The sequence below is a fragment of the Falsiroseomonas oryzae genome, assembly GCF_027856955.1.
Lineage (GTDB): Bacteria > Pseudomonadota > Alphaproteobacteria > Acetobacterales > Acetobacteraceae > Falsiroseomonas > Falsiroseomonas oryzae.
Genome location: NZ_JAPSMD010000028.1, coordinates 1 through 26,246 on the forward strand (window position 1 = coordinate 1; position 26,246 = coordinate 26,246).

At 71.4% G+C, this 26,246-nt stretch carries 23 protein-coding genes; 10 read left to right on the forward strand and 13 right to left on the reverse strand.

Translation table 11 applies throughout. From position 1 onward, the window contains the following. The coding region (locus tag OZN99_RS05415) for an eCIS core domain-containing protein (protein WP_270934167.1) at window positions 1–3,135 on the forward strand (3,135 nt) is incomplete at its 5' end. Between the two features lie 6 nt (window positions 3,136–3,141). Here the strand turns inward: OZN99_RS05415 and OZN99_RS05420 are convergent. The 7 genes from OZN99_RS05420 to OZN99_RS05450 are packed head-to-tail and all read right to left on the reverse strand — an operon-like array spanning window position 3,142 to window position 10,645. Then, a complete protein-coding gene (locus OZN99_RS05420) occupies window positions 3,142–3,918 on the reverse strand; it encodes a cyclase family protein (RefSeq protein ID WP_270934168.1) in 777 nt (258 codons plus the stop codon). Window positions 3,919–3,921: 3 nt separating this feature from the next. Beyond that, a complete protein-coding gene (locus tag OZN99_RS05425) occupies window positions 3,922–5,238 on the reverse strand; it encodes a TRAP transporter large permease (RefSeq protein ID WP_270934169.1) in 1,317 nt (438 codons plus the stop codon). A gap of 3 nt (window positions 5,239–5,241) precedes the next feature. Then, window positions 5,242–5,796, reverse strand: a complete 555-nt coding sequence (locus tag OZN99_RS05430) for a TRAP transporter small permease subunit (protein WP_270934170.1) — start codon at window positions 5,794–5,796, stop codon at window positions 5,242–5,244. 16 nt (window positions 5,797–5,812) lie between these two features. Next, window positions 5,813–6,883: a C4-dicarboxylate TRAP transporter substrate-binding protein gene (locus OZN99_RS05435; RefSeq protein WP_270934171.1), complete on the reverse strand. Its 1,071-nt coding sequence runs from the start codon at window positions 6,881–6,883 to the stop codon at window positions 5,813–5,815. Between the two features lie 23 nt (window positions 6,884–6,906). Next, entirely contained in the window at window positions 6,907–9,303 is a 2,397-nt protein-coding gene (locus OZN99_RS05440) for a xanthine dehydrogenase family protein molybdopterin-binding subunit (RefSeq protein ID WP_270934172.1), read from the reverse strand. Continuing rightward, window positions 9,300–9,773, reverse strand: coding sequence for a (2Fe-2S)-binding protein (locus OZN99_RS05445; protein WP_270934173.1), 474 nt, complete (start codon window positions 9,771–9,773; stop codon window positions 9,300–9,302). The genes OZN99_RS05440 and OZN99_RS05445 overlap by 4 nt, the downstream gene beginning before the upstream one ends. Beyond that, window positions 9,770–10,645, reverse strand: a complete 876-nt coding sequence (locus OZN99_RS05450; RefSeq protein WP_270934174.1) for an FAD binding domain-containing protein — start codon at window positions 10,643–10,645, stop codon at window positions 9,770–9,772. The genes OZN99_RS05445 and OZN99_RS05450 overlap by 4 nt, the downstream gene beginning before the upstream one ends. A gap of 128 nt (window positions 10,646–10,773) precedes the next feature. Between OZN99_RS05450 and OZN99_RS05455 the strand changes: the two genes are divergently transcribed. Next, on the forward strand, window positions 10,774–11,448 hold the full coding sequence (locus OZN99_RS05455; RefSeq protein ID WP_270934175.1) for a TetR/AcrR family transcriptional regulator: 675 nt from the start codon (window positions 10,774–10,776) through the stop codon (window positions 11,446–11,448). Here OZN99_RS05455 and OZN99_RS05460 read toward each other — a convergent pair. Then, the gene (locus tag OZN99_RS05460) at window positions 11,369–11,920 is read right to left on the reverse strand and encodes an NADPH-dependent FMN reductase (protein WP_270934176.1); all 552 of its coding nucleotides are present in this window, start codon (window positions 11,918–11,920) and stop codon (window positions 11,369–11,371) included. The genes OZN99_RS05455 and OZN99_RS05460 overlap by 80 nt on opposite strands. Window positions 11,921–11,951: 31 nt before the next feature. After that, a complete protein-coding gene (locus tag OZN99_RS05465) occupies window positions 11,952–12,569 on the reverse strand; it encodes a nuclear transport factor 2 family protein (protein ID WP_270934177.1) in 618 nt (205 codons plus the stop codon). 114 nt (window positions 12,570–12,683) lie between these two features. On the opposite strand from OZN99_RS05465, the gene OZN99_RS05470 reads away from it, so the two are divergent. Continuing rightward, on the forward strand, window positions 12,684–13,691 hold the full coding sequence (locus OZN99_RS05470; RefSeq protein ID WP_270934179.1) for a Bug family tripartite tricarboxylate transporter substrate binding protein: 1,008 nt from the start codon (window positions 12,684–12,686) through the stop codon (window positions 13,689–13,691). Between the two features lie 12 nt (window positions 13,692–13,703). Here OZN99_RS05470 and OZN99_RS05475 read toward each other — a convergent pair whose 3' ends face one another. Both OZN99_RS05475 and OZN99_RS05480 read right to left on the reverse strand, forming a co-directional pair. Continuing rightward, the gene (locus tag OZN99_RS05475) at window positions 13,704–15,092 is read right to left on the reverse strand and encodes an amidase (protein WP_270934180.1); all 1,389 of its coding nucleotides are present in this window, start codon (window positions 15,090–15,092) and stop codon (window positions 13,704–13,706) included. Further along, entirely contained in the window at window positions 15,089–15,277 is a 189-nt protein-coding gene (locus OZN99_RS05480) for a hypothetical protein (RefSeq protein WP_270934181.1), read from the reverse strand. Before OZN99_RS05480 ends, OZN99_RS05475 begins: the two co-directional genes overlap by 4 nt. Window positions 15,278–15,393: 116 nt before the next feature. Here OZN99_RS05480 and OZN99_RS05485 point away from each other — a divergent pair, with 116 nt between their 5' ends. The 7 genes from OZN99_RS05485 (at window position 15,394) to OZN99_RS05515 (ending at window position 23,973) form a co-directional block, all read left to right on the forward strand. Further along, window positions 15,394–16,371 carry an NADPH:quinone reductase gene (locus tag OZN99_RS05485; RefSeq protein ID WP_270934182.1) on the forward strand — a complete coding sequence of 326 codons (978 nt, stop codon included), beginning with the start codon at window positions 15,394–15,396 and terminating at the stop codon, window positions 16,369–16,371. Between the two features lie 88 nt (window positions 16,372–16,459). Then, a complete protein-coding gene (locus OZN99_RS05490; protein WP_270934183.1) occupies window positions 16,460–17,800 on the forward strand; it encodes an ABC transporter substrate-binding protein in 1,341 nt (446 codons plus the stop codon). A 1-nt stretch (window position 17,801) separates the two neighbouring features. Then, a complete protein-coding gene (locus tag OZN99_RS05495; RefSeq protein ID WP_270934184.1) occupies window positions 17,802–18,719 on the forward strand; it encodes a carbohydrate ABC transporter permease in 918 nt (305 codons plus the stop codon). Continuing rightward, window positions 18,719–19,639, forward strand: coding sequence for a carbohydrate ABC transporter permease (locus OZN99_RS05500; RefSeq protein WP_270934185.1), 921 nt, complete (start codon window positions 18,719–18,721; stop codon window positions 19,637–19,639). Before OZN99_RS05495 ends, OZN99_RS05500 begins: the two co-directional genes overlap by 1 nt. A gap of 4 nt (window positions 19,640–19,643) precedes the next feature. Then, the gene (locus OZN99_RS05505; RefSeq protein ID WP_270934186.1) at window positions 19,644–20,705 is read left to right on the forward strand and encodes an ABC transporter ATP-binding protein; all 1,062 of its coding nucleotides are present in this window, start codon (window positions 19,644–19,646) and stop codon (window positions 20,703–20,705) included. Next, window positions 20,702–23,077 carry a xanthine dehydrogenase family protein molybdopterin-binding subunit gene (locus OZN99_RS05510; RefSeq protein ID WP_270934187.1) on the forward strand — a complete coding sequence of 792 codons (2,376 nt, stop codon included), beginning with the start codon at window positions 20,702–20,704 and terminating at the stop codon, window positions 23,075–23,077. The genes OZN99_RS05505 and OZN99_RS05510 overlap by 4 nt, the downstream gene beginning before the upstream one ends. Further along, window positions 23,074–23,973, forward strand: a complete 900-nt coding sequence (locus tag OZN99_RS05515; protein ID WP_270934188.1) for an NAD(P)-dependent oxidoreductase — start codon at window positions 23,074–23,076, stop codon at window positions 23,971–23,973. The genes OZN99_RS05510 and OZN99_RS05515 overlap by 4 nt, the downstream gene beginning before the upstream one ends. On the opposite strand, the gene OZN99_RS05520 is transcribed toward OZN99_RS05515, so the two are convergent. Both OZN99_RS05520 and OZN99_RS05525 read right to left on the reverse strand, forming a co-directional pair. Continuing rightward, entirely contained in the window at window positions 23,951–25,579 is a 1,629-nt protein-coding gene (locus tag OZN99_RS05520) for a GMC family oxidoreductase (protein ID WP_270934189.1), read from the reverse strand. The two genes, OZN99_RS05515 and OZN99_RS05520, sit on opposite strands and share 23 nt — an antisense overlap. Window positions 25,580–25,644: 65 nt before the next feature. Beyond that, the coding region (locus OZN99_RS05525; RefSeq protein WP_270934190.1) for an acetate--CoA ligase family protein at window positions 25,645–26,246 on the reverse strand (602 nt) is incomplete at its 5' end.

The following is a 26,246-nucleotide window of genomic DNA, read 5'->3' on the forward strand; positions in this document are numbered from 1 at the left end:
CGCCTCGGGCCTGGCACGCCGCTGCCGGATGCGAGCCGCGCCAGGTTCGAGCGGCGGCTGGGTCGGGACCTCTCCGCGGTGCGCCTGCACCAGGGCCCCGAGGCGGCCTCCGCGACCCGTGGCGTAGGCGCGCGCGCCTTCGCGCTGGGCCGCGACATCGCGCTCGGCGCCGATGCGCCGCCGCTCTCCACCGCGGCGGGAGAGCGGCTGCTGGCGCATGAGGTCGCGCACACGCTGCAGGACGACACGGGCGTCCTCCGTCGCGAGAATGGCGATGGCGGCAGCATGGATGCCGGCACGACGGATGCCACCACCATGCCGGCGCCGGAGGAATGCGGACCGCTCGCCGATCCCGCTGCGACCAGCACGGAAGGCGCGCGCGTGCCGCGGCCGAGGCTGCCCGTGCTGGCGCTGCCGGTGCGCGAGCTGACCAATGCGGAGCTGATCGCCGAGCAGATGGAGGTCGCCGGCGAACTGGCCCGCGCCTTCGAGAGCTCGCCGGAAACAGAAGCCTGGCAGCTTCGCGCCCGGGAGCTGCGGACTGAGCGGCAGCGGCGGATCGGGCTCGGCTTCGTGTTCCTGGCCGACCCGACGGAGGGCACGCCGGCAAGCCTCTACACCATGCGCCGCGGCGCGGTCGGCGTGATGGAGATCGTCGTCGCTGATGGCGAGCGGGCCATGGGCACGCCCGACGTCACGCTGACCGGCGCGATCATGACGCTGCGCCAGGTGAACGGCTACATCGACACGCTGGGCTACCAGCGCGTGAACACCGCGCGCGCGCAGGCGCTGCTGGCCAACCCGGCGCAGCTGATCGCGCTGGCCGGCGCCGGGCCGGAAGCGGGCTACCGCCCGATGATGCCGCTCGCGCCTGGCGTCGGGCGCACCAGCTTCCTGGACTGGCGGCTCGGCGGCACTGGCGAGGGGCGCATGCCCATCCTGCTGTCGGACGCCAATTTCCGCGGGCGACTGGGCGAGATCGGCACCGCCAGCGACTGGCGCAGCGGCTGGGGCACGGGGCTGGAGGACTTCAACCGCCGGCCGTGGATCGACATCACCGGGCGCAGCCAGACCGGCAACTTCCCGCTGCTGGACTTCGGGCCGGCCGCGGACAGCGGGGTGCCGCGCATCCTGGGCGTCCGCCGCATCTCCGTCACCACCAGCGGTGCCGCGGACTACGCCACGCGACGCCAGCAATACATCATGAAGATCGAAGCGCTGCTGGACGTGGCGGGCCGACGGGCCACCACGCCGGCCGGCACCGATCCCGTGCTGGCGCATCTGCGCGCGGCTAGCGGCAACGCCGCCCTCGCGCCCGGCACGCCGGACTTCGCCGCGGCCGAGGCGCGCTTCCTGCCCGACACGTTGTTCGCCGTGCCGGATGCCGAACTGGCGGCGCTGCGCAGCGCGATCGCCGATCCGAATGCGCGGCCGGGCAGTGGCGGTCACCGGCTCATCGCCCGCAGTGGCGGCTTCCGCGCCCTGTATGCAGAGGCGCTTCGCGGCAGCCCGATTACGGTGACGTTGCGCGACGGTAGCCGGGTGACGATCAGCACCATGGCCGAGTTGGCGGCGCGCGCCCCCTCCTCGGCCAGCTTCACGGTCGAAGGCGCACCGCCCACCAGCTACGCGACCAACCAGCGGATGACGCCGACGGAGTTCGGCCATGCACTCGGCGAGCTCGGCCGCACCGCGTCCAGCCGGATCATCGGGGCGAGCAGCGCGCCGGCCATGGCGGCAGCGGCCGACGCGCACCGGGGCGCCGCCGCGACGCCGACGCGCATCCTGGAGATCGACAGCAGCAACCAATCCTACATCGCGGAGCGGATCGGGGCCGGGCTGGCCGACCCGCGCGGCACCGGCACGCCGGGCAGCGGGACCTTGCGCTGGACCACGGCGGCGGAAACGGACCCGGTGCTCTCGGCGCTGCGCAACCTGACCGGCGACATGAGCCTGACCCGCGGCACGCCGGAGTTCGAGGCGGCGCGCCGCCAGATGCTGGGCGATGCGCTGCTGGCGATCAACGCCGACGACGTCGCCGCCTTCCGCGGCACGCTGACCGGCGACGAGGCCTGGAGCGGGCGGCTGCGCGAATCCTTCGGCGCCGCGATGGCGGACAGCCCCGTCACGGTCACGCTGGCCGATGGCAGCACGCGGACCTTCTCCTCCCCGGCCGACCTGGATGCCGCACGCAACAGCCTCTCGCCCGCGGAATACGCAGCGGCGCGGTCTCAGGCGCAGGGCCTCGTCGCCGACCGCGTGATGGGCCACGCCCTGACCACCGAGCACCTGACCGGGCTGGAAGGCTTCCGCAACCGCGCCGTTACATCGCTCGGCGCCGATGCGGACAGCGTGATGCGGCCGGAGGCAATCGAGCATGCCCGCTTCGGGCATCGCGGCGCGATGGGGCGCAACTTCGGCCGCGGCGGGCTGGGCGGCTTCGTCATCGGGGTCGCGACCACCGGCGGCATGATGTACATCGACGAGCGCGAGCACCCGGACTGGGCGGTGGAGCTGGCCAGCGCGGGCACCCGCGACGCCGTGCTCTCCGGCACGCAGATGGCGCTGGAAGGGCGCACCATCTCCTATCTGGCGGAACGATCCATCGCGCGCGGCACGCCGCTGTCGGCTGCCAGCCGCTTCGGGGTGCGCGCCGGCTTCGGCGGCACCTTCGCCTTGGGCATGGAAGGCTACCGCATCACGCAGGAGCAGCGCGAGCACAGCGCGGTGGAGGTCGGCTCCCGCCTGGCGCGCGCGGCCGGCATCGCCATCCTCGCGACCGAGATCGGCGCGGCGGCGGGCTCCATCGTGCCGGGCGCGGGCACCGCGGCGGGCGCGGTGGTGGGCTTCCTGGTCGGCGCCGCCGCAGGCGTGGTGACCGCCTATGTGCTGGAGGAGGTCGTGCCGGGCAGCGCCGAGGACTGGGCCGAGGCGACCGCGCCCCGCGGCAGCGCCGCCGCCGCGCCTCCGCGGCCCGCGCCACCCACGGTGGTCGCGAGCTTCGGCGACAGCACCTCGCTGCTGCCCGTCATGTCCTCGCCCGACATCTCGACCGAGGAGCAGGAGGCGATCGCGCAATGGGTCGCGCTGCTCAGCATGGCCAGCCGGGAGCCGCCATCCGACGCGGCGCCGTGAGGCGCGTCAGTCCTCGAAGATCGCGACCGCGCGGGTGAAGCCGGCGGAGCCGCCCTTGATCTTGAAGGGGAAGCAGGCGACCTGAAAGCCGGTGGCGGGTAGCTGATCGAGGTTCGCCAGCTTCTCGATGTGGCAGTAGGCGCGCACCATGCCGGCGCGGTGGCCTTCCCAGATCAGGCCGGCGTCCTTCGTCTCGGCGTAGCGCCGGGCGGTGTGCAGGAAGGGCGCGTCCCAGGACCAGGCATCGGTGCCGCAGACGCGCACGCCACGCCCGGTCAGCCACAGCGTCGCCTCGCGCCCCATGCCGCAGCCGCGGGCGAGGTAGTCGGGCTGGCCGTAGCGCGCACCGGCCGCGGTGTTCACCAGCACGATGTCGAAGGGCTGCAGCGCGACGCCGGCACGGGCGAGCTCCGCCTCCACCTCCGCGGCGGTCACGACGTGGCCATCGGGCAGGTCGCGGAAATCGAGCTTCACGCCGCGGCCGAAGCACCACTCCAGCGGCACCTCGTCGATCGTCCAGGCCGGCTTCCCGCCATCCATGGTGGAGTGGAAATGGTAGGGCGCATCCAGATGCGTGCCGGTGTGCGTGGTGAGGTTCAGCCGTTCGATCGCCCAGCCCTCGCCGCCCGGCAGGTCATCGATCTTCAGTCCGGGGAAGAAGCGCACGACGTCCGGCGCGCTCTGGCGGTGGTCGATATAGGTGATCTCGGGCGTGTGGCCCGGCGGGTCGGAGGCGATGCCAGCTTCCAGCGCCACCGAGAGATCGAGGATCCGGCGCGGCATGGCTCAGGTGACCAGCGCGGTGGCGAGCCAGGGCACGAGCGCGATCAGCAGCAGCGCGAGGCCCATCACGGCGACGAAAGGCAGCGCGCCGGCGAAGATCGTCTCGATGCCGACCTTCGGGTCGTTCAGCGTGGCCTTCACGGTGAAGACCGAGATGCCGAAGGGCGGCGTCAGCAGGCCCATCTCCACCGCGATGATGGTCATGATCCCGAAATGCACGAGATCGAAGCCCATCTCGGCCGCGATCGGCGCGCCGATCGGGACCATGATCAGCAGGATCGAGGTGCTGTCCAGGATCATGCCCATCAGCAGGATGATGAGCACGAAGACGAGGAGGAAGCCGTAGGGACCCAGGCCGAGTTGCTCCACCATGTCGCCGATCGCCTGCGGCACGCCGGCCATGGCGAGCATGCGCGAATAGAGACCGGCCGCGATGAGCAGGAACAGGATGGCCGCCGAGACCAAACCCGTCTCCCGCAAGACGCGCCAGAACTTCGGACCGTCCAGGCGCCGGCGGGCCAGCGCCAGCAGCAGCGCGCCCGCGGCGCCGACCGCGCCGGCCTCGGTCGGCGTGAAGAAGCCGGTGTAGAGACCGCCCAGGATCAGTACGACCAGCGCCATGATCGGCACCGACTTCAGCGCCATCTCGCCGCCCGGCATCGCCCGCTGGCTGAGTTCCGGCGCGGTGGCGCGGGTCATGATGCGGTTGGGAAAGAAGGCGGCATACACCCAGATCATCACGGCGAAGCCGAGCGCGATGATGATGCCCGGGATCACCCCCGCGATGAACATGTTGCCGATCGAGACCTCGGCGAGCACGCCATAGACGATCATCAGCAGCGAGGGCGGGATCAGCATGCCGAGGATGGACGAGCCCGCCACGGTGCCGGCGGCGAAGCGCATGGTGTAGCCGTGCCGGACCATCTCCGGCACGGCGACCTTGGTGAAGACGGCGGCCGAGGCGATGGACACGCCGGTGACCGCGGCGAAGACGGCGTTCGCGCCGACCGTCGCCATGCCGAGGCCGCCACGGATACGCCGGAGCAGCGCCTGCGCGACCTCGAAGGTGTCCTTCCCGACGTCGGACACGCTGACCAGCAGACCCATCAGCACGAAGAGCGGGATGGTCGCGAAGACGTAGTCCTGGATGCCCGAATAGGTCGCCATCGCGGTAAAGCGGAAGGCGAGGTCGGGATTGTCGCGGATCAGCCAGACGCCGACGGCGGCGGTGGAGATCAGCGACAGGCCGATCGGAAGGCCCATCACGATCAGCCCGACCATCGCGCCGATCAGCACGAAGCCGATGGTGACGTCTTCCATGGCTCAGGCCCGACCAGCGAGGATACGCCGGGTTTCCGTGACGAGCAGCGCCAGGTAGGCCAGCACCCCGGCCGTTCCGCCCAGCACGATCAGAGCGCGGAACGGCCAGGTGGGAACGGTGAAGATGCCCTGCACGCCGAAGAACTCGCGCGCTGCGATGGAATTCCACATGCCCGGCCACGCCGCCTGCGCGATGAAGGCCATGATGACCGCGCCAAGCAGCATGAAGGCCATCTCGATCGCCTGCGCCAGCCGCGGGACCGAACGATGGAGACGGTCGATCAGGAAGTCGGCCCGTGTCATGCGGCGGCTGTAGATGGTGGCGCCGACCTGCAGGAAGACGATGCCGACTACCGAATGGGCGGCGATCTCCGCAACACCGGTGATCGGCGCGTTGAGGAAGGACCGCCCGATCACGTCCGCGCAGATCAGGCACATCAACCCGAAGGTCCAGATCGTGCCGATCGCGGCGAGCAGGTCGAGCAGAAGCCGCACCGGGTCGAAGGACCGTGGCGCTGCGGCGGCGTCGAGCGCCGCCATGTCGATGTCGTCGGCCATGGCGGCGCTCGTCAGGTCAGGAGGTCAGCTCTCGGTCCCAGTTGCGACCCGGCGTCTGCCCGGCTGCGCGGATCGCGTTGAAATAGGTGGTCAGCACCTCGCGCGACGCCGGGCCGGAACTGTCCGCCCAGGTCCGTGCGAGGTTGGGCAGGCCACGGATCCAGCGCTCGCGCTCCGCCGCAGGCAGCGCGGTGACGATGGCGCCCTTCTGGATCATCTCGGCCTTGGCCGAGGCGACGCGGCTCGACACGTCCTGGATGTGCGCGGCCGTCGCGACCTTGCCCGAGGCCACCATCGCGCGGCGCACCACCTCCGGCCAGCGCGCAAAGCGGTCGCTGTTGATGCCGATGCCGCCGACATACATCGCACCGATGTCGCATTCGGTGACGTATTTCGCGACCTCGTAGACCCGGGTGGGCAGGATGCCGACGTAGAAGGAGAGCGCCCCCTCGATCACGCCGGTCTGGATGTCGGTGTAGTAGGTGGTCAGCGCGCCGTCCACCGGCGTCGCGCCGGTGCCCTGCAGCCAGCCCGCGCTGGTCCCCGGCGCGGCGAGCTTGCGGTTGCGCAGGTCGTCCAGCGTGCGGATCGGGAAGTTCGACCAGATGTGGTAGGTGTCCGTGATGTAGGACGCGACCGGGATGATCTTGAGCGACGACCAGTTCTGGCGGATCGCCGGCACGCTCTCGTTCATCTGCTCGAAGGCGCGGGCGACGACACCGTGGTCACCTGTCGCGAAGGGCGTGAAGTAGGTGACGTTCTGGAGGGGCATGGTGCTGCCCTCCCACAGCGTGCCGACGTAACCGATGTCGGTGATGTTGTCGCGCACCGCCTCCATCGTGTCCTGGAAGCGATACAGCGTGCCGCCATAGGCCTCGCGCCAGTTGATGCGGTGCGTGTTGCCGTTGTCGCGGAGGAACTTGTCCACCTCCGGCTGGAACACGTTCTTCATGTTGCTCACCCAGTAATTCGCGACCGGGTGGCTGGAGGCGATGGTGATGTTCACCGCGGACTGCGCGCGGCTCTCGATGGAGAACAGCGGCAGCGCGGCGGTGCCGGCAAGCAGGCTGCGGCGGCGGATCGTCATGGTGTTCTCTCCTCCCTGATGCGTCAGATGCGGCTCAGCGCGGCCAGGATGCGCGCCGGGGTGAAGGGCTGTTCCGTGACGCGCGCGCCGAGCGGGCGCAGCGCGTCGTTGATCGCGTTCATCAGCGCCGCCGGTGCGCCGGCGGTGCCGGCCTCCCCCGCGCCCTTGGCGCCGAGCAGGCTCTCCTTCGTCGGCGTCTCGACGTGGCCGACATGCATGTCCGGCATCTCCGCCGACATCGGCACCAGGTAGTCGGCCATGGTGGTGGTCAGCAGGTTGCCCTGCTCGTCGTAGACGCAGTGCTCGTAGAGCGCGCCGCCAAGGCCCTGCACGATTCCGCCGCGCACCTGTTCGTCCACCAGCAGCGGGTTGACCACCCGCCCGCAATCCTCGACGCACCAATGCTCCAGCAGCTTCACCATGCCGGTCTCGGTATCCACCTCCACCCAGCTGGCCTGGATGCCGTTGGTGAAGGCGAAGGGGTACTCCTTGGTGATGAAGTGCCGCGTCTGCACCAGCTCCCGCGGCAGGTCCTTCGGCAGAGTGTCGCCACGGTAGTAGACGATGCGGCCGAGCTCGGCGAGCGGCATCCTTTCGCGCCCGGTGTCGCGGTCCACCACCTGGCCCATGACGATGTCCAGGCTGTCGGGCGCGGCCTGCAGCATCGCGCCGGCCACGACCAGGATCTGCTGCTTCAGCGCGATGGCGGATTGCAGCGCCGCCTCGCCGCCGATGCCCGCGCCGCGGCAGGCCCAGGTTCCGCCGCCATAGGGCGTCGTCTGGGTGTCGCCGGTGATGACCTTCACGCGCTCCACCGGCACGCCGACGCCATGCGCCACGATCTGGCGCAGGATGCCCTCGGTGCCCTGCCCCTGCTCCGTCACGCCGGACATGACGACGACCGAGCCATCGGGGTCCATCCGCACCGTCGCGCCATCCTGCGCGGAGATGCGCGCGCCGCCGATGCCGTACATGAAAGGCGACGGGTTCGTCAGCTCGATGAAGCTGGCGAAGCCCAGACCGCGATGCACGCCCCGCTTGCGCTGTTCGGCCTGGTCGGCGCGGATGCGGTCCACCGGCACCATCTGCAGCAGCTTGTCGAGCGCCGCATGGTGCGACAGCCCCTCGAACCGCATGCCCGGCGGCGAGGTGTAGGGATAAGCGTCGTCGCGGATCAGGTTGCGCCGGCGGATCTCGATCGGGTCCATGCCCAGCGCCTCGGCCGCCAGGTCCACCAACCCTTCCGTCACCGCAGTCGCGATGGGGTGGCCGACGGCGCGGTACTGGCAGGTCGGCGTCTTGTTCTGCAGCACCACCGTCGTGGTGCAGCGGTAGTTCGCGAAGTCGTAGGGCCCGCCGCACAGGTTCACCACCTGGTTGCCCTCGATGGCGCTGGTGCGCGGATAGACGGAATAGGGCCCGATGCCCGTCAGGTCGTCGATGTCGAAGGCGAGGATCTTCCCGTCCGCGTCCACGGCGATGCGCCCCTTGATGCGGTGGTCCCGCGCGTGGATGTCGGAGACGAAGCTCTCGAACCGGTCGGCGACGAACTTCACCGGGCGGCCGAGGATCCGTGCCATGGCGGCGACGGCGACCTCATCGGGGTAGACATGCACCTTGATGCCGAAGCTGCCGCCGACATCCTTGCAGATGACGCGGACCTGGCCGTCCTCAAGCCGCAGCTGCTTGGCGAAGACGCCCTGCATCATGTGCGGCGCCTGCGTCGAATGGTGCACGGTCAGCGTGCCCTCGGCGCGGTTGTAGTCGGCGATGATGCTGCGCGGCTCCAGCGTGACGCCCGTGTGGCGGCCGGTGACGAAGGTGGCCTCCACCACCTTGTGGGCGGCAGCCATCGCGGCCGCGACGTCGCCCTTCTCCGCGGTGCGGGTGAAGACCAGGTTGTCGCCGAGCTGCGGGTGGATCACCACTGCGCCGGGCGCGAGCGCCGTCTCCATGTCCAGCTGCGCGGGCAACGGCTCGAACTCCACGAGCAATGCGGCGACGCCGTCCTCCGCCGCGGCGCGGCTGTCCGCGACCACGGCGACCACCGGCTCCCCCTGCCACGTCGCGCGCTCCAGCGGCAGCGGGTATTGCGGCGCGGACTTCATGCCCTTGAGGTGGTCCAGAGTCGCCACCCAGGGATCGCAGACCTTGGCGAGATCGGCGCCGGTGAAGACGCGCACCACGCCAGGCACCTGCATCGCCGCCGCGGCGTCGATCCGCGCGATGCGCGCATGCGCGTGCGGCGACCGCAGGAAGGCGGCATGCACCAGCCGCGGCAGCTGCACGTCATCGGTGTACGTCGCGCGGCCCTGCACCAGCTTTGGGACATTGGGCCGCGGCACCGACCGGCCGATGTAGGAGTTCGGCAGGTCCTCGCGCGAGAGGCCGATGCTCTCCGGGGTCGGCATGTCGTTCATCGCCGTGCCTCCAGCGTGGCTTCCACCGCGTCCACGATCGCCTGGTAGCCGGTGCAGCGGCAGTAGTTGCCGGACAGATGCTCGCGGATGGCAGCACGGTCGGCCTCCGGGTGGTGGCGCAGGATGTCGGCCGCGGCCATCACCATGCCCGGCGTGCAAAAGCCGCATTGCGCGGCATTGCGCGCGACGAAGGCGGCCTGCAGGTCCTCCACCTCACCGCTGTCGGACAGGCCCTCGATGGTGGTGACCTCCGCCCCGTCCAGGCTCACGGCCAGCACGAGGCATCCGCGGACGATCTCGCCATCCACCCTCACCGTGCAGGCGCCGCAGACGCCGTGCTCGCAGCCGGCATGGGAGCCGGTGAGGCCGAGGTCGAGGCGCAGGAAATCAATGAGGTGCCGCCGCGGCTCGACGCTGCGCGTGACGCGCTCGCCATTCACGGTCAGAGTGATGTCGATGCGCGCGGTCATGCTGCGACCTCCGTCGCCGGCAGGAAGCGGGACAATGCCCGACCGGTCAGTACGCGCGCCAGATGGCGCTTCATCTCCGGCGGACCGTGCAGGTCGGAGGGCGGATCGAGGTCGCCGGCCAGTGCAGCCTGGACGGCAGCGATGCTCTCCGCCCCAAGCCTGCGCCCAGCAAGGGCAGCACCGGCCGCCTTCGCCAGCACCGGCCCATTCCCGACGCCGAAATACACCAGCCGCGGCGCCGCGACCTGGCCGTTGCTGCCGAGCGACAGATGCACGGCCAGCCCGGCCATGGCGTAGTCGCCCGAGCGGCGCGCAACCTCGGCGATGGTGCTGCGGGTGGCGGCGGTGGCGATAGGCACCTCGACGGCAGTGATCAGCTCGCCGCCGCGCAAGGCGGTCTCGAGCAGGCCGGTGAAGAAATCCTCCGCCCGCACGCGCCGCTCACCGGCCGCCGAGGCCAGCACCAGCGTCGCGCCCAGCGCGACCACGCAGGCCGGCAGCTCGGCCGCCGGATCGGCATAGGCCAGGCTGCCGCCGATCGTGCCGCGGTTGCGGATGGCAGGATGCGCGATGTAGGGCACCGCCTCGCGCAGCAACGGCGCATGGCGGGCGATCAGTTCGTCGCGGCCGAGTTCCGCATGCCGGGTCAGGGCACCGATCCGTAGTGTGCCCGCCTCGACCGACACGCCGCGCAACTCCGGAACCTGCGTGATGTCGATCAGCACGGTCGGCTCGGACAGCCGGAAGGCGAGCGTGGCGAGCAGCGTCTGGCCGCCGGCAATCAACCGCGCTCCGTCGCCATGCTCGGACTGCAGCCGCCAGACATCCTGCAGCGATCGGGCGCGCGCATAGCCGAAGGCCGGCCACTTCATGGACGACATCCCCCTTGCGAGGCCCAGCAGACCGCGGGCCACGACTTGCTTGTTGATCATCTGATCAACTGAAACTATGCAGCCTGTCAAGCGGGCCCTGCGCAAGGCCCGGGGCAAGGGAGGAAGGATTGGACGGCACGCTGCGCCCGCCGCGACGCCTGGAGCCGGAAGCGCGCCGCGAGCAGATCGTGGCCGCCGCCGTGTGCTACTTCGCCGAGGTCGGGCTGGGCGGCACCACGCGCGACCTGGCGCAGCGCGCGGGCGTCACGCAGGCGCTGCTTTACCGCTACTTCTCCAGCAAGGCGGACCTGCTGGAAGCGGTCTTCGAGCGCGTCTTCCTCGGCCGTCTCGACCCGCGCTGGATCGCGGAGATCCGTGACCGGCGGGTACCGCTGCGCGACCGCCTCTGCCGGTTCTACCGCCAATACGCCGCGGCGATCTTCACCTACGAATGGATGCGCATCTTCATGTGGGCAGGCCTGGCCGGGGAGGCGCTGAACCGGCGCTACCTCGGCCATGTCGCGGAACGGCTGCTGGCGCCGCTCCGCGAGGAGATCGCCGCCGACGGAAGCTGCCAGGCGCCCGACATGGAAGCGATGTGGGCGTTGCACGGGGGCATCGTCTACCTCGGCATCCGCCGCTTCATCTACCAACTGCCGGCGCCGGACGATGTCGGCCCGGCGATCGACGGCTCGGTCAACCGCTTCCTCGCTGGCCTCGCGGTCAGCCCTTCAGCCGAAGCGTCCAGTCGCGGAGCGCGACCATCTGCTGGGCGATCAGGCCGCGTACCGTCTCGTCGGTGAGGTTGCCCGCCGCGTCGAACTTCGACGCGGCCTGCGCGATCAGCACCTCCGGCTTGTTCAGCAGCTGCGCGTTCAGCGAGGCGAGGATCTTGCGCAGATCGTATTGGGACCGCGCGGTGCCGTAGAGACCCGTCGCCGCGCCGAGGATGGCAACGGGCTTGCCGTCGAAGGGCTGGTCCGGCACGCGGGACGCCCAGTCGATCGCGTTCTTCAGCACGCCGGAAATCGAGAAGTTGTACTCCGGGCTGGCGAAGAGCAGCGCGTCGGCCTCCTTGATGGCAGCGCGCAGCGCGGCGACGGGCGCCGGGTAGCCGGAGCCGGTGCGGACCTCGTCGTCATAGGGCGGGATGTCGCGCAGCCCTTCGTAGATCGTGACTTCCACGCCCTCCGGCGCCAGCGCCTTCGCGGCGCGCAGCGCCGCCGTGTTGAACGAAGCCCGGCGCAGGCTGCCGGATATCGCGAAGACCTTCATGCGTGAACTCCCGATCGGTTCCTGGTGGTCATCAGCCCGGCCAGCCCAGCGCCTCGCCGCGCAGCCACGCCGCGCCGGCGCGGTACAGCGCCTCCACCCGCTCGCCCTTCAGCCCGGGCATGTCGCGCTTCACGTCGTAGCCGATGCCGGTCTGCAGATAGGCGAGATGGCGGTATCCTTCCGGGAAGCGCGCCAGAAGGTCCCTGTCCAGTTCAAGCCGGGCAGCGGGATCCACCGGGTCCATCCGGTCCTTCTCGTAGATGGGCTGGCGCATCACGATGCCCCAGCGACCGGGCCGCTCCTCGACGAAGTCGTAGAAGCGGCCGGTGCAGACCACGTCCACCAGCACGCCATGCACCTCGGCGCGCTGGCTGATCGTCATCTTGGTCTGCGCGACCGCGCGCGTGCCCGCGACATCCACGCTGATCCCGCCGAGGAAATGCAGGATGGAGACGCCCTTCGCCCAGCCGGCCTGGCTGGCCTTGATGAACTCCGCCGCCGGCGCCTGGCACCAGGTGGCCATCATGAAGCCGTCCTCGTGCCAGCAGGTGCGGAACCGCTCCCAGTCGCCCGCATCGCGCCACACGGCCCAGTTCTGCACGAGCTCCGCGACGCGCTGGCGCTGGATCATCTCAGGGTCGGGCATCATGCGTCGTCTCCGGCGGCCTGGGCGCGCCGCGTAGAGCGCGGCGCCAGCGCGGTCAAGCGCGCCGCTTGAACGGCGCACGCGCGCATGCGAAGTGCGGCGCCAGGAGGAAACGTTATGACCCGCCCGCCATCCGTCGCGCGCCGCGCCCTGCTGGGTGCCGCGGCGCTCGCGCCTCTTGCCGCACCGGTCGCCGCGCAACCCGCGCGCCGTGCCTGGCCGGACCGCCCGATCCGCTTCCTGCAGGGCTTCGCCGCGGGCGGCGCGACCGACATCGTCGCCCGCATGATCGCGCCCGCCATGGCGGCCGAGTTCGGTCAGCCCGTCGTGGTGGAGAACCGCCCCGGCGCCGGCGGCACGCTAGCCGCCGAGGCGCTGGCCCGCGCCCCGAAGGACGGGCACACGCTGATGCTGATCAACAACGGCTTCGCAGTCTCGGCGGCGCTGTATCGACGCCTGCCCTACGACCCGATCGCCGATGTCGAGCCGGTCTCGCTGGTCTGCTCGGTCGGGCTCGTGCTGCTGGCCGGACCCGCGGGCGCGCCGGATGCGCTGGCCGACTTCGCCGATCTGCGCCGCCGTGCCCAGGCGCAGCCGGAGCGGCTTAACGTCGCGACCGTCGGCGTCGGCAGCACGCAGCATCTGGTGGCGGAAGCGACGCAGGCCGCCGCCGGCTTCAGGCTGACCCACGTGCCCTATCGCGGCACGCCGGCCGCGCTGGTCGGGCTGCGCAACGCGGAGGTGCAGGTGGTGGTGGAGCCGATCTCCGCCGTGCTCGGCCAGATCCGGGACGGCGGGGCGCGCGCGCTGGCGGTGACCTCGCGCGAGCGGTCGCCGCTGCTGCCGGATGTGCCGACCGTGGCGGAGCTGCTGGGCCAGCCCGACTTCGACATCCAAACCTGGTACGCCGTGGCCGCGCCGGGCGGCACGCCGGGCGACATCCTCGCCCGCATCGACGAGGTGACGCGCCAGGTGACGGCGACGCCGGAGATGCGGGCACGGCTGGAGGAGATGGGGCTGGCGCCGCGCGCCCTGCCCTCGCCGGCGGCGGTGCGCGCCATGGTGCATGGCGAGATCGCGCGCTGGACCCGCACCGTGGAGGCGGCGCGGATCGAGCGGCAGTAGCGGCGCGCCTGCCTATGCCGCCAGCGCCGGCCAGCGCCGGTGGACATCGGTTGCCTGCTGGAAGGCGTGGCCGGCGCGCAGCACCAGCGCGTCGGCGAAGGCCGGGCCGGCGATCTGCATGCCGGTCGGCAACCCGCCTTCTCCGAAGCCGGTCGGCAGGGCCAATGCCGGCCCGCCGGTGACGTTGAACGGCGCCGCCAGCGAGCCGAGTTCCAGCACTCCCCAGCGTGGCGTGCCCTCGATGGGCGGCGCCTCGCCGGGCTGCACCAGCGTGACGAGCAGGTCGTGGCGCGTAAAGGCCTCGGCCATTGTGGTGCAGAGCACGCGTCGCCGTCGCTGCGCGGCCAGGTAGTGCTCGCTGGAGATCGCCGCTCCGAGCACCACCCGTTCGCGGAACAGCGCGCCGTATTCGCTGAAGCGTGCGCGGAGCCACGGGCCATGGATGCCGTGCGCCTCGGCCAGCATGATGGTGGCGGCGACGGCGTGCCAATCCGCGAGCGGCGGGAGTTCCACATTGGCCACCTGCGCGCCGAGGTCGCGGAAGGTCTGCAGCGCCGCCTCCAGGTTCGCCAGCGCCGCAGGGCTGCCGCGGTTGTCCTGCTCGTGGAAGCGGCGGACCACACCGATGCGCAACCCGGTCACCCCGCCCGCGAGCGCCGAGGCGGGATCGCCGGCCGGTCGCCCGGCGGAAGCCGGGTCGCTCCGGTCGGGGCCGGCCATGGCCTGGAGCAGCAGCGCGCAGTCCTCCGCGCTGCGCGCCATCGGGCCCACATGGTCCAGCGACTGCGCCAGCGGAAACACGCCGCCACGCCCGACGAGCCCATAGGTCGGCTTCAGCCCGGTGATGCCGCACAGCGCGGCGGGCGAGCGGATGGAGCCCATCGTATCGGTGCCCGTCGCCGCCGGAACCAGCCCTGCCGCGATCGCCGCGCCGGAGCCGCTGCTTGATCCGCCGGTGAAGTGCGCGGCGTTCCACGGGTTGCGCGCGGGTGGCGAGGGCAGGTCGAAGGACGGCCCGCCCAGCGCGAATTCATGCGTGGTGAGCTTGCCCAGCAGCACCGTCCCGGCCTCCGCCAGCCGGGCAGCCACATTCGCATCGGCCGACGGCACGTTGTCGCGCAGGATGCGGGAGCAGGCGGTGGTCGGTATGCCCGCCGTCGCAACGATGTCCTTGTGCGCGAAGGGTACGCCATCCAGCGGGCCGAGCGCCGCGCCGCGCATCAGCCGTGCCTCGGCGGCGCGCGCATCGGCCATGGCGCGCTCCTCCGTTACCGTGACGAAGGCATGCAGGCCCCGATCGAGCCGCGCGATGCGCGCCAGGCATTCGCGCGCCAACTCCACCGGGGAGAGCTTGCGCGCGCGGAACAGAGCGGCCGCTTCCGCAACGCCGGGCAGGCTCATCGCGCCGCGTCCGGATGGAACACGGTCGCCAGCTCTGCCTCGGCCGCGGTGCCGGGCAGGCGCGCGAGCATCGCCTGCAGCAGGCCATGCGCCCGGTCGAGATCGGCCAGTGTCGCGGCGGGCAGGTCATACCCGGCCTGTCGCAGCAGCGTGGCGATGGGCGGCTCTGGCTTGGCATCCGGCATGGCGCGTCCTCCGATGCCGCAAGCCTAGGCGGCGCGGCGCGCCGGCGGCAACCGCCACCCCTTGGCGCGCCTGGCACGCCCTGCGAGAAGTGGCACGACGGAGCAGGGAGGCAGCCATGCGGGCAGCGTGGTACGAGCGGAATGGACCGGCGCGCGAGGTGCTGGTCGTGGGCGACATGCCGACACCCGCGCCAGGTGCCGGCGAGGTGCTGGTGCGGCTCGCGACCTCCGGCGTGAATCCTTCGGACTGGAAGACCCGCTCCGGCACGCGGCCGATGGCGGCGCCGCGCGTCATCCCGCACAGCGACGGTGCCGGCGTGATCGAGGCGGTGGGCGAAGGCGTGGACCGCGCCCGCATCGGCGAGCGGGTATGGATCTGGAACGGCCAATGGAAGCGCGCCTTCGGCACGGCGGCCGAGCACATCGCGCTGCCCGCCGCGCAGGCGGTGCGCTTGCCGGATGGCATTTCCTTCGAGGCCGGCGCCTGCCTCGGCATCCCGGCCCTCACCGCCTGGCGGGCGGTGCAGACCGATGGCGGCGTAGCGGGCCAGACGGTGCTGGTCGCAGGCGGCGCCGGCGCGGTCGGCCACTACGCCATCCAGATGGCGAAGCTGCTGGGCGCGGCACGGGTGATCGCCACGGTCAGCTCCCCGGCCAAGGCGGCGCATGCACGCGCCGCAGGCGCCGACGAGGTCATCGACTACCGGATGGAGAACGTGGCGGCGGTGGTGAAGGACCTCACCGCCGGTCGCGGCGTGGACCGCGTGGTGGAGGTGGACCTGGCCGCGAACGGCGCGCTGCTGCCGCAGATCGTCGCGCGGGACGGCTTCTGCGCCTGCTACGGCTCCGGCAGGGCGGAGATGTCGCTGCCCTTCGGGCCGCTGATCCTCTCCGGCGTGGCGATCCGTTTCTTCATCGTCTACGAGTTGTCGCCCGAGGCGCGGGCGCAGGGCGTGGCCCAGATCACCGCCTGGCTCGAAGCCGGGAAGGTGCAGCACGCGATCGGCCGGGTGCTGCCGCTGGCGCAGGTGGTGGAGGCACATGAAGCGGTAGAGCGCGGCGAGGTCATGGGCAACGTCGTGCTGGCCTGCTGAGTCGCCGGGCGGCGCCCTGGACAGGAGGTGCGCCGGCGCGAATACTGCCTGTGTCGGACACGGACACGTCGGACAGAAGGTCGCAGCCATGTCGAACCACGCCATCCTTCCCTCGCGACGCCAGGCGCTGGCCGGGCTGCTCGGCGCCCCGGCCGTTCTGCTCGGGCTGCCGGCGGACCACGCCGCGGCGCAGGCGGGCGGCACGGTCAGCTTCATCGGCTGGTCCGCCGCGGTGGACCAGGTACGGGCACAGATCTCCGCCTTCGAGCGCGCGACGAACATCCGGGTGAACTACGAGAACTTCCCCTGGGCGCAGTTCCGCACCGCACTGGTCACGCGCCTGGTCGGCAATGCGCCGATCGACGTGTCCTGGGTGTCCGACGCCTGGCTGCCGGAATTCGCGGAGGCCGGCTGGCTGGCCGACATCAACGACATCCCGCAGCTCATGCGCTACAATGCGGAGGCGGCGGACTACTGCACGCAGTCCATGACCTATCGCGGCCGGCAGTACGGCCTCGCCTACTACGGCGACCACATGTCCTTCATGTACAACACGGAGCTGCTGCAGCGCGCCGGCATCGCCGCGCCGCCCACGACCTGGGAGGAGGTCGTGCAGCAGTCGCTGCGCATCAAGCAGCAGGGCATCTCGGAATATCCGCTGCTGCTTTCGCTGGCGGCCGACACCTGGCTGATCGAGTTCGTCAGCGCGCTGACCTACGCCTTTGGCGGCCGCATGGTGGACGACCAGGGCAATGCGGTGATGGCGGATGCGAACCGGGGTTCGGTGCGCGCGGCGCGCTTCATCCGGGAGGCGATCGCCACCCACCGCATCGTCTCCCCCGGCGCGGTCGAGACGCCCGAGATCAACGGGCTGCGCGCGATGGGCAGCGGCGCCCATGCCTTCGGCATCGTGCCGACCTACCGCATCCGCGCGCTGAACGACCCGAGCCAGGCGCAGGCACACGGCAAGATCCGCGTGGCGCTGATGCCGAAGGGCGGGCCGGATGGCACCAACGCCACCCTGGGCTGGATCCGTTTCTACGGCATGACGCCCGGCGCGAAGCAGGACCGCGCACGGCGCGAGCGCGCGGTGCGCTTCATGGAGTTCTTCGGCGGCCGTGATACCGCCGGCGCCTATTCCATGCAGAAGCTGCTGCTGACCGATGTCGGGCTGCCGTCCTGTGCATTGCCGGTGAACGACGATGCCGATGTGAAGACCTTCTGGGACCGCTGGGCCGGCGGCGGCGCGGTCATCGCACAGCAGGCGACCCTGGCGCGCAAGAAGGACACGATCTCGCCCTGGTTCGGCGAGTGGGTCGAGACGTCAAACCAGGCCTGGCAGGCGGTCTGCCTGGGCCGCGCGGAGCCGGAGGCCGCCATGCGCACGGCGGCCGCGAAGTGGACGGAGCTGCGCCGGGCCTTCCGCTGACGTGTCGGGCGCGCTGGAACGGCGCCCCGGCCCTCGGCGGCGCCCCGCCCTGGGATACGACGAACGCAACGCCGCCATCCTGGTCTTCCCGGTGGTGGCGGTGCTGCTGGTGGTGGCGGCGTATCCCATCCTCTACAGCTTCTGGGTCAGCCTGCACGACATCGTCCTGACGCGGCCGCTGCGCCGGCCCTTCGTCGGCTTCGACAACTATCTCCGCATCTTCGACGACGAGCGCTTCTGGCTCGCCGTTTCGCGCACCACCGTCTACACCGTGGTCACGGTCGCGGTGACGACGCTGCTCGCCGTCCTGGTCGCGCTGCTGCTGAACGAGGCGTTCCCCGGCCAGCGCATCCTCTCCGCCCTGCTGCTGGTGCCCTGGGCGACGCCGTCCGTGGTGAACGGCCTGATGTGGAAATGGATCTACGACCCGACCTATGGGCTGCTGAATGCGCTGCTGGTCCAGCTCGGCCTGCTGGAACGCTACCGCGCCTGGCTGGGCGACCCGGACCTGACGCTGCTGCTGATCGCCAATGCGGCGGTCTGGAAGCAGATGCCGCTCGCGGCGCTGCTGCTCATCGTCACCATGAAGGCCATCCCGGACGACCTCTACCGCGCCGCCAAGGTGGACGGCGCCAACGTGTTCCAGCGCTTCATCCACGTCACCCTGCCGGCGCTGCGGCCCGGGCTGATGCTGGTGCTGGTCTATGAGACGATGATCAGCATCCGCCACTTCGACCTATTCCTGATCATGACGCAGGGCGGGCCGGGCGACGCCTCCTTCACGCTGTCCTGGCTGATCTATGTCGAGACCTTCCGCTCGCTGCGCTTCGGCACCGGCGCAGCGATGAGCTACGTGCTGGCCATGGCGACCTTCCTGCTCTCCTGGGCGCTGATCCGCTGGCTGGGGAAGCGCATCTGATGGCCGGCCGCCCGATCGCCCCCCGCCTCGGCCGCGCGCTGCTGCTGGCCGTGTTCTCGGCACTCTTCGTGCTCTACGTCGCGGGGCCGGTGGCGTGGCTCGTCTCCTCCTCGCTGCAGACGGAGGCGCAGATCACGGCGGTACCGCCGAACTGGCTGCCGCCGGAGCTGAACTTCGGCAACTTCGACGCCATCCTGAACGCGGCCGAGCGGCAGGTGACCTACGAGACGCGGCGGCAGGGCGACCCGGCGACCGGCGGCTTCCTGCCCTCGGGCGCGGCGAACCTGCTGCCCTCGCTGTGGAACAGCCTGACCGTCGGGCTCTGGGTCGCCGCGCTGAACCTGCTGCTGAGCATCACGGCGGCCTATGCCATCGCGGTGATCGATTTCCGCGGCCGCCGCGCCACGCTCTATACCGTGCTGGCGACGCGCGTGGTGCCGGACATCGCGCTGATCGTCCCGCTGTTCCTGGTGATCCGGAACCTCGGCCTGATCAACACGCTGGGTGCGCTGGTGGTGACCTACCTCGCGATCACCGTGCCCTTCACCATCTTCATCCTGATCTCCTACTTCGAGGGCATCCCGCGCGACCTGTACCGCGCGGCTCGGATCGACGGCTGCGGGCATTGGCGCGCGCTGCGCCATGTCTATCTGCCGCTGTCGCTGCCGGCGCTGGTGGCGTCCCTCACCTTCGCGTTCCTCACCTCCTGGAACGAGTTCGTCTTCGCGCTCGTGCTGACGCAGAACGTCGCCGCGCAGACCCTGCCGATCGTCATCTCGGGCTTCGTGATGGACTTCACCACCAGCTTCTCCTTCGTCAACGCCGCCGGCGTCATCGCCATCATCCCGCCCGTGGTCATGGCGGTGCTGTTCCAGCGCTACATCGTCTCCGGCCTGACCGCCGGCGCCGTGAAGGGCTGAGGCCATGGCGACCATCACCTGCGAACGGATCACCAAGCGCTATGGCGGCGTCGTGGCCGTGGACGCGCTGGACCTGACCATCCGGCATGGCGAGTTCATGGTGCTGCTCGGCCCCTCCGGCTGCGGCAAAACCACCACGCTCAACATGATCGCGGGGCTGGAGGAGATCAGCGAAGGCCGCCTGCTGTTCGACGACAAGGACGTGACCTGGCAGCCCCCGCACAAGCGGGAGGTCGCGATGGTCTTCCAGTCCTACGCGCTCTATCCCAACAAGACGGTGCGCGAGAACATCGCCTTCCCGCTGCAGCTGCGCCGCACCCCGCGCGAGGAGATCACGCGCGCGGTCACGGAGGTGGCGGAGCAGCTGGAGATCGGCCACCTTCTCGACCGCCGTCCCTCCCAGCTCTCGGGCGGGCAGCGGCAGCGCGTGGCACTCGGCCGCGCCATCGTGCGCAAGCCCAGTGTCTTCCTGATGGACGAGCCGCTCTCCAACCTGGATGCCACGCTGCGGCTTTCGATGCGCAGCCTGATCAAGCACCTGCACCACCGCCTGCGCGCCACCTTCGTCTATGTCACGCACGACCAGGCGGAGGCGATGACGCTGGCCGACCGGATCGCCGTGATGAAGGGCGGCCTGGTGCAGCAGCTGGACACGCCGGAGGGCATCTACGCCCGCCCGGCCAACACCTTCGTCGCGGCCTTCCTGGGCAGCCCGCAGATCAACCTGGTGCAGGGCGAGATCGCGCCGGACGGCAGCTTCGCCCGCGGTGCCTTCCGCCTGGCGCTGCCGCCCGGCGCCGCGCAGCCCGGCCGCGCGGTGACGCTCGGGCTCCGGCCGGAGGATGTCGGGACGCTGGCCCCGGGCCTCGCGAGGCTGGAGGCGCGCGTCGATCTCGTCTCACCGCTGGGGTCGGAGACGCATCTCGAGGTGGTCGCCGGCGACGACGTGAAGCTCACGCTGCGCGTGCCGAAGGAATGGCGCGCGCAGGAAGGCCAGGTGATCGCCGTCGGCGTGGACCCGGCGCGGTTGCACCTGTTCGACGCGACGACGGACGCACGGCTGTGACCCAGGTCCCGCCGCCCCCGGAACCGGGCGGCGTGCTCGGCCGCCCGCTGCGGCGACGGGAGGACCGGCGGCTGCTCACCGGCCGCGGCCGCTTCGTGGACGACATCCCCTCCCCGCCGCGCTGCCTGCACGCGGTCTTCGTCCGCAGCCCCTTCCCGCATGCGCGCATCGGCGCGATCGACGCCGCGGCCGCCCTGGCGCTGCCGGGCGTGGCCGCGGTGCTGACCGGGCGCGAACTCGGCGCGCTGGTCACGCCGCTGCGCATGGCGCCGCCCATCGAGGGGCTGCTGCCGATGGAGATGCCGGTGCTGCCGGTGGAGACCGCGCGCTTCGTCGGCGATCCTGTCGCGCTGGTGCTGGCGGAGAGCCGCACGGCCGCGGAGGATGCGGCCGAACTGGTGCGCGTGGACTGGGATCCGGTGCCCGCCATCGCGAGCATGCAGGACGCCGCCGCACCCGGCGCGGCGCTGGTGGACCCGGCGGTGCCGGGCAACCGCGTCTCCCGCCAGTCCTTCGCGACGCCCGGCCTGGACGCCGCCTTTGCGCGCGCCGACCACGTGGTGGAGACGCGCTTCGCGCAGCACCGGCAGACCCATGTGCCGATGGAACCGCGCGGCCTGCTCGCAGAATGGGATGCCGGTCGGCAGCACCTGACGATGCGCGTCGGCACCCAGGCGCCGCACCCTTACCGCAGCGCCATTGCAGCGCGGCTCGGCCTGAAGGAATTCCAGGTCACGGTCGAGAGCCCGGAGATGGGCGGCGGCTTCGGCCAGAAGATCATCCCGCTGCGCGAGGATCTCTGCCTGGCCGCGGCGGCGCGCCTGCTGGACCGGCCGGTGCGCTGGCGCGAGACCCGCGCCGAGAACCTGACCGCCGCCATGATGGCCCGCGAGGAGACCGTCACCACGCGCGCCGCCGTCGCGTTGGATGGACGGCTGTTCGGGCTGACCTGCTCGATCGAGGCCGATTTCGGCGCCTGGTCCTTCTTCCCGGCGAACTACATGGCGCGCGTAATCGCGCTGATCCTGCCGGGACCGTACCGGCTGCGCGAATACGGCTACGACGTGACGGTCTGGCTGACCAACAAGTGCCCGGCCGGCCCGATGCGCGCGCCCATGGCCGTCACCTCCTGGATCATGGAGGGGACGATGGACGCCATCGCGCGGGAGCTCGGCCTGGATCCGCTGGAGGTGCGGCGGCGCAACTCCCTCGCCGATTCCGACCTGCCCTGGACCACCGCGACGGGCGAGCACTACGACGCGCTGAGCCCGCTGGCGACGTTGGAGGGTGCGGCTGCCGCGCTGGACTACCGCAAGCTTCGCGGACAGCAGGCGCGCGGCGGCGAGACGCTGCTCGGCATCGGCCTCTGTACCGTGGTGGAGAGCACGACCTACGGCTCCGCCTTCTACAAGGCCGCCGGCATCCCGGGATCGGGCCACGAGGTGGCGAGCATCCGCGTGGAGCCCTCGGGGGCCGTCATCGCCTCCTGCGGGCTGATGGGCTCGGGACAGGGCTATGAGACGACGCTGGCGCAGGCCGCCGCGGCCGGGCTGGGCGCGGCCTTCGACGACGTTCAGGTGCAGATCGGCCACAGCGACATCGCGCCCTACGGCATGGGCAGCCGCGGCAGCCGCGGGGCCGCCGCGGGTGGCGGCGCGCTCTACATGGCCGGGCAGCGGCTGAAAGCGAAGGTGCTCGAGATCGCCGCGGCGATGCTGGGCCTGAACAGCGCGGACGGGCTGGAGCTGCGCGACGGCGCCGTGCTGCGCCGGGCGCAGGATGGCTGGGCCGATACCGGGCTGACCCTGGCGCAGGTGGCGCGCACCGCGCATCTCGATCCGCTGCGCCTGCCGCCTGGGATGGAGCCCGGGCTGCACACGCTGCTCGCCTTCGATCCGCCGCCGATGACGTACGCCAACAGCACGCATGGCTGCGCCGTGGAGATCGACCGCGCCACCGGCGCGCTGCGCATCCTGCGCTACGTCGTGGCCGAGGATTCGGGCACGCGCATCAACCCGTTGGTGGTGGAGGGCCAGACGCATGGCGCCACCGCCATGGGCCTGTCCGGCGCGATGCTGGAGCACGCGGCCTATGGCGCGGATGGCCAGGCGCTGGCGGGCAGCTTCATGGACTACGCGATCGCGCGCGCCGACGACCTGGCCGCCTTCACGCTCTCCCACCACGACACGCCGAGCCCGCGCACGCCGGCCGGCATCAAGGGCATGGCGGAAGGCGGCACGATGGGCGGCATCGGCGCGCTGATGAACGCGGTGAACGACGCGCTGGCGCAGGCCGGCGCGCATCTGGAAGGCCAGCCCGCCACGCCGGCCCGCATCTGGGCCGCGTTGCAGGCGGCGGAGGACAGGACATGAGCGACAGCACGCTGCCCCGGATCGGTTTCATGGGCCTCGGCATCATGGGCGCACCGATGGCGGGCCACCTGCTTGCCGCGGGCCATCCGCTGACGGTCGCGAACCGCTCGCGCGGGCCGCGCGTCCAGGCATTGCTGGACCGCGGCGCGACCTGGGCGGAGACGCCGGCGGACCTCGCAGCGCGGAGCGACATCGTCATCACCATCCTGGGCTTCCCGCAGGACGTGGAGCAGGTCTGGCTTGGCCCCGACGGCTTGCTGGCCGGGGCGAAGCCGGGCGCGGTGCTGGTGGACATGACGACCTCCTCGCCCCGGCTCGCCATGCGGCTGGCGGAGGCGGCGGCCGCGAAGGGCTGCGCCGCGCTGGACGCGCCGGTCTCCGGCGGCGAGCCGGGTGCGGTGAAGGCCGCGCTGTCGATCATGGTCGGCGGCGACGCCGCGGCCTTCGCGCGCGCCCGGCCGGTCTTCGAGCAGATGGGGAAGTCCATCCGGCACATGGGCGGGCCCGGCGCCGGCCAGCACACCAAGATGGCGAACCAGATCGCCATCGCCTCCGCCGTGATGGGCGTGGCGGAGGGGCTGTCCTATGCCCGCCGCGCCGGCCTGGACGGCGAGGCGGTGATCGCCGCCCTCGCACCCGGCGCGGCCAATTCCTTCCAGCTCATCGCGCTCGGCCCGAAGATGCTGGCCGGCGATTTCGCGCCGGGCTTCATGGTGAAGCACTTCCTGAAGGACCTTGGCATCGCGCTGGCCGAGGCGGAGGCGATGGGGCTGGAATTGCCCGGCCTGGCCCAGTCCGGCCGCCTGTTCGAGCGCGTGGCCGCCGAGCTCGGCGGCGAGGTGGGCACCCAGGCGCTGGTCGCGGCCTACGGCGCTACGCCGTCTTCCCCCGGATGAAGTCGGCCGCCTTCTCCGCGATCATCAGCGTCGTCGCGTAGGTGTTGGCGGAAGGCATGCTGGGCATGATGGAGGCGTCCACCACGCGCAGCCCTTCGATCCCATGCACCAGCAGCCGGTCGCTAACCACCGCGGTCGGGTCGGTTTCCGGCCCCATGCGCGCCGTGCCGATCAGGTGGTAGGTCGTGCTGCCGTTCTTCTTGGCGAAGTCCAGCAGCTCGTCGTCGGACTGCGCCTGCGGGCCGGGCAGCGTCTCGCGTTCCAGGAAGGGGGCGAGCTGCGGCGTGTTCAGCAGGCGCCGGATCAGCCGCATGCCGCCCAGGTGAACGCGGATGTCCATCGGGTCCGAGAGGTAGTTCGGGTTGATCTCCGGATCCTCGAACACGTCGGCGCTGCGGGCCCGCACCCAGCCCGTGCTCTCCGGCCGGTGCTGCCAGGCGCCGGCGGTCACGCCGGGATAGTCGTCGAGGATGTAGACCTTGCCCTCGGCGTAGCTGCCGGGCGTGAAGACGCATTGCAGGTCGGGCTGGTCCAGCCCCTCGAAGCTTTTCCAGAAGACGTGCACATGGGACGGCGTGGTGGCCAGGATGTTCGGCCGGCGCAGCGCCCAGCGCGCGATCTGCGCGCCGAGCTTCAGCCCGCGCGACAGCTCGTTCAGCGTCTCCACGCCGGGCTTCGCGCGCATGACGAAGCGGCTGGCGTAGTGGTCGCGGAAGTTGGCGCCGACGCCGCGCAGTTCATGCACCACCGGCACGCCCAGCCGCCCCAGCAGATCCGCCGGCCCCACGCCGGAGACCTGCAGCAGCCGCGCCGTGTTCACCGTTCCGGCGGAGACGATCACCTCGCGCCGCGCGCGCACCTCCTTCGGCGGCGCGTTGCGATCGGCCAGGTAGCGGATGCCGACGGCACGCTTGCCCTCGAACAGGATGCGGCTGGCCCGGGCGTTGGTGCGGACCTCCAGGTTCTTCCGCGCCATCGCCGGATGCAGGAAGGCCCGTGCGGCGGAGATGCGGCGGCCGTTGCGGATGGTGCGCTGGTAGTAGCCGACCCCGGCCTGATCGCCGCAATTGTAGTCGCGCGCGCGCGGAATGCCCGAGGCCAGGCAGCCCTGGATGAAGGCTTCCGAGACCGGATGGATCCAGTCCATGTCGGTGACGGGGATCGCGCCTTCGCTGGTGCCGCGCGTCTCGTCATGCACGCCGATGCGGTTCTCGCTGCGCCGGTAGTAGGGCAGGCAATCGGCATAGCCCCAGCCACGGTTGCCGCGCTGCGCCCAGCTGTCGAGGTCGGCGGGCTGGCCGCGGTTGTAGATCATGCCGTTCACCGAGGAGCCGCCGCCGAGCGTTCGACCCTGCGTCGTGCTGATCCGCCGCCCGCCGGTCATCGGAATGGCCTCGGTCTTGAACTGCCAGGTGACCGAGGGATCGGCGAGCGTCTTTACGAAGCCGGCGGGGATGTGGATGAAGGGGTTGCGGTCCGGCGGGCCGGCTTCCAGCACGCAGACGGTCACGTCCGGATCCTGCGTCAGCCGGTTCGCGAGCACCGAGCCGGCGGCGCCGGAGCCGACGATGACGTAGTCGAACACATCGGCCTGGGCATCGGGCATTGCGTCGCGTTCCTCGTGATCCGCGCGAAGGATACGAACCCCGCCGCGCCCTCGCCAAGCCGGGGTCAGGCGCCGGCGGGCGCCAGCACCGCGATGCCGTCTGCTGCGCGCACGCCCTGCCCCGCGGGCAGGACGAAGAGCGGGTTGATCTCCGCTTCGCGAAGCCGCGAGCCCAAAGCCTCCGCCATGCGCGCGAAGGCGAGCACTGCGTCAACGAGGGCCGGCACGTCGGCCGGTGGCGCGCCGCGGAAGCCTTCCAGCAGGCGGCGGCCGCGCAGCTCCGCGACCATCGCCTCGGCCTCCGCGCGGTCGAGCGGCAGCAGGCGCAGCGTCGTGTCCTCGAACAGTTCGGCCGCCGTGCCGCCTGTGCCCAGCAGCACCGCGGTGCCGAGGTGGTCGTCGCGCAGCAGCCCCAGGATCATCTCGACGCCGCCGCGCAGCTGCTCCTGCACCAGCAGGCCCTCGGGCGCACGGCCGGTTGCCGCGCCGACGCGCGCGAGCATGGCCCCGGCCTCCGCCGCGACATCCGCCGCCAGCAGCCCGACCCGCACGCCGCCGACCTCCGTCTTGTGCGCCAGATGGCGCGACAGCGCCTTCAGCACGACCGGTCCGCCGAGCCGCGCGGCCGCGGCCGCCGCCTCCGCGGGGTTCGCCGCGACCTCCTCCC

Bases quoted from the DNA above. Each gene is read 5' to 3' on its own strand.
- OZN99_RS05420 (WP_270934168.1), bottom strand. From the start codon at position 3,918: ATGCCGCGCCGGATCCTCGATCTCTCGGTGGCGCTGGAAGCTGGCATC.
- OZN99_RS05425 (WP_270934169.1), bottom strand. From the start codon at position 5,238: ATGGAAGACGTCACCATCGGCTTCGTGCTGATCGGCGCGATGGTCGGG.
- OZN99_RS05430 (WP_270934170.1), bottom strand. From the start codon at position 5,796: ATGGCCGACGACATCGACATGGCGGCGCTCGACGCCGCCGCAGCGCCA.
- OZN99_RS05435 (WP_270934171.1), bottom strand. From the start codon at position 6,883: ATGACGATCCGCCGCCGCAGCCTGCTTGCCGGCACCGCCGCGCTGCCG.
- OZN99_RS05440 (WP_270934172.1), bottom strand. From the start codon at position 9,303: ATGAACGACATGCCGACCCCGGAGAGCATCGGCCTCTCGCGCGAGGAC.
- OZN99_RS05445 (WP_270934173.1), bottom strand. From the start codon at position 9,773: ATGACCGCGCGCATCGACATCACTCTGACCGTGAATGGCGAGCGCGTC.
- OZN99_RS05450 (WP_270934174.1), bottom strand. From the start codon at position 10,645: ATGAAGTGGCCGGCCTTCGGCTATGCGCGCGCCCGATCGCTGCAGGAT.
- OZN99_RS05460 (WP_270934176.1), bottom strand. From the start codon at position 11,920: ATGAAGGTCTTCGCGATATCCGGCAGCCTGCGCCGGGCTTCGTTCAAC.
- OZN99_RS05465 (WP_270934177.1), bottom strand. From the start codon at position 12,569: ATGATGCCCGACCCTGAGATGATCCAGCGCCAGCGCGTCGCGGAGCTC.
- OZN99_RS05470 (WP_270934179.1), top strand. From the start codon at position 12,684: ATGACCCGCCCGCCATCCGTCGCGCGCCGCGCCCTGCTGGGTGCCGCG.
- OZN99_RS05475 (WP_270934180.1), bottom strand. From the start codon at position 15,092: ATGAGCCTGCCCGGCGTTGCGGAAGCGGCCGCTCTGTTCCGCGCGCGC.
- OZN99_RS05480 (WP_270934181.1), bottom strand. From the start codon at position 15,277: ATGCCGGATGCCAAGCCAGAGCCGCCCATCGCCACGCTGCTGCGACAG.
- OZN99_RS05485 (WP_270934182.1), top strand. From the start codon at position 15,394: ATGCGGGCAGCGTGGTACGAGCGGAATGGACCGGCGCGCGAGGTGCTG.
- OZN99_RS05490 (WP_270934183.1), top strand. From the start codon at position 16,460: ATGTCGAACCACGCCATCCTTCCCTCGCGACGCCAGGCGCTGGCCGGG.
- OZN99_RS05500 (WP_270934185.1), top strand. From the start codon at position 18,719: ATGGCCGGCCGCCCGATCGCCCCCCGCCTCGGCCGCGCGCTGCTGCTG.
- OZN99_RS05505 (WP_270934186.1), top strand. From the start codon at position 19,644: ATGGCGACCATCACCTGCGAACGGATCACCAAGCGCTATGGCGGCGTC.
- OZN99_RS05515 (WP_270934188.1), top strand. From the start codon at position 23,074: ATGAGCGACAGCACGCTGCCCCGGATCGGTTTCATGGGCCTCGGCATC.
- OZN99_RS05520 (WP_270934189.1), bottom strand. From the start codon at position 25,579: ATGCCCGATGCCCAGGCCGATGTGTTCGACTACGTCATCGTCGGCTCC.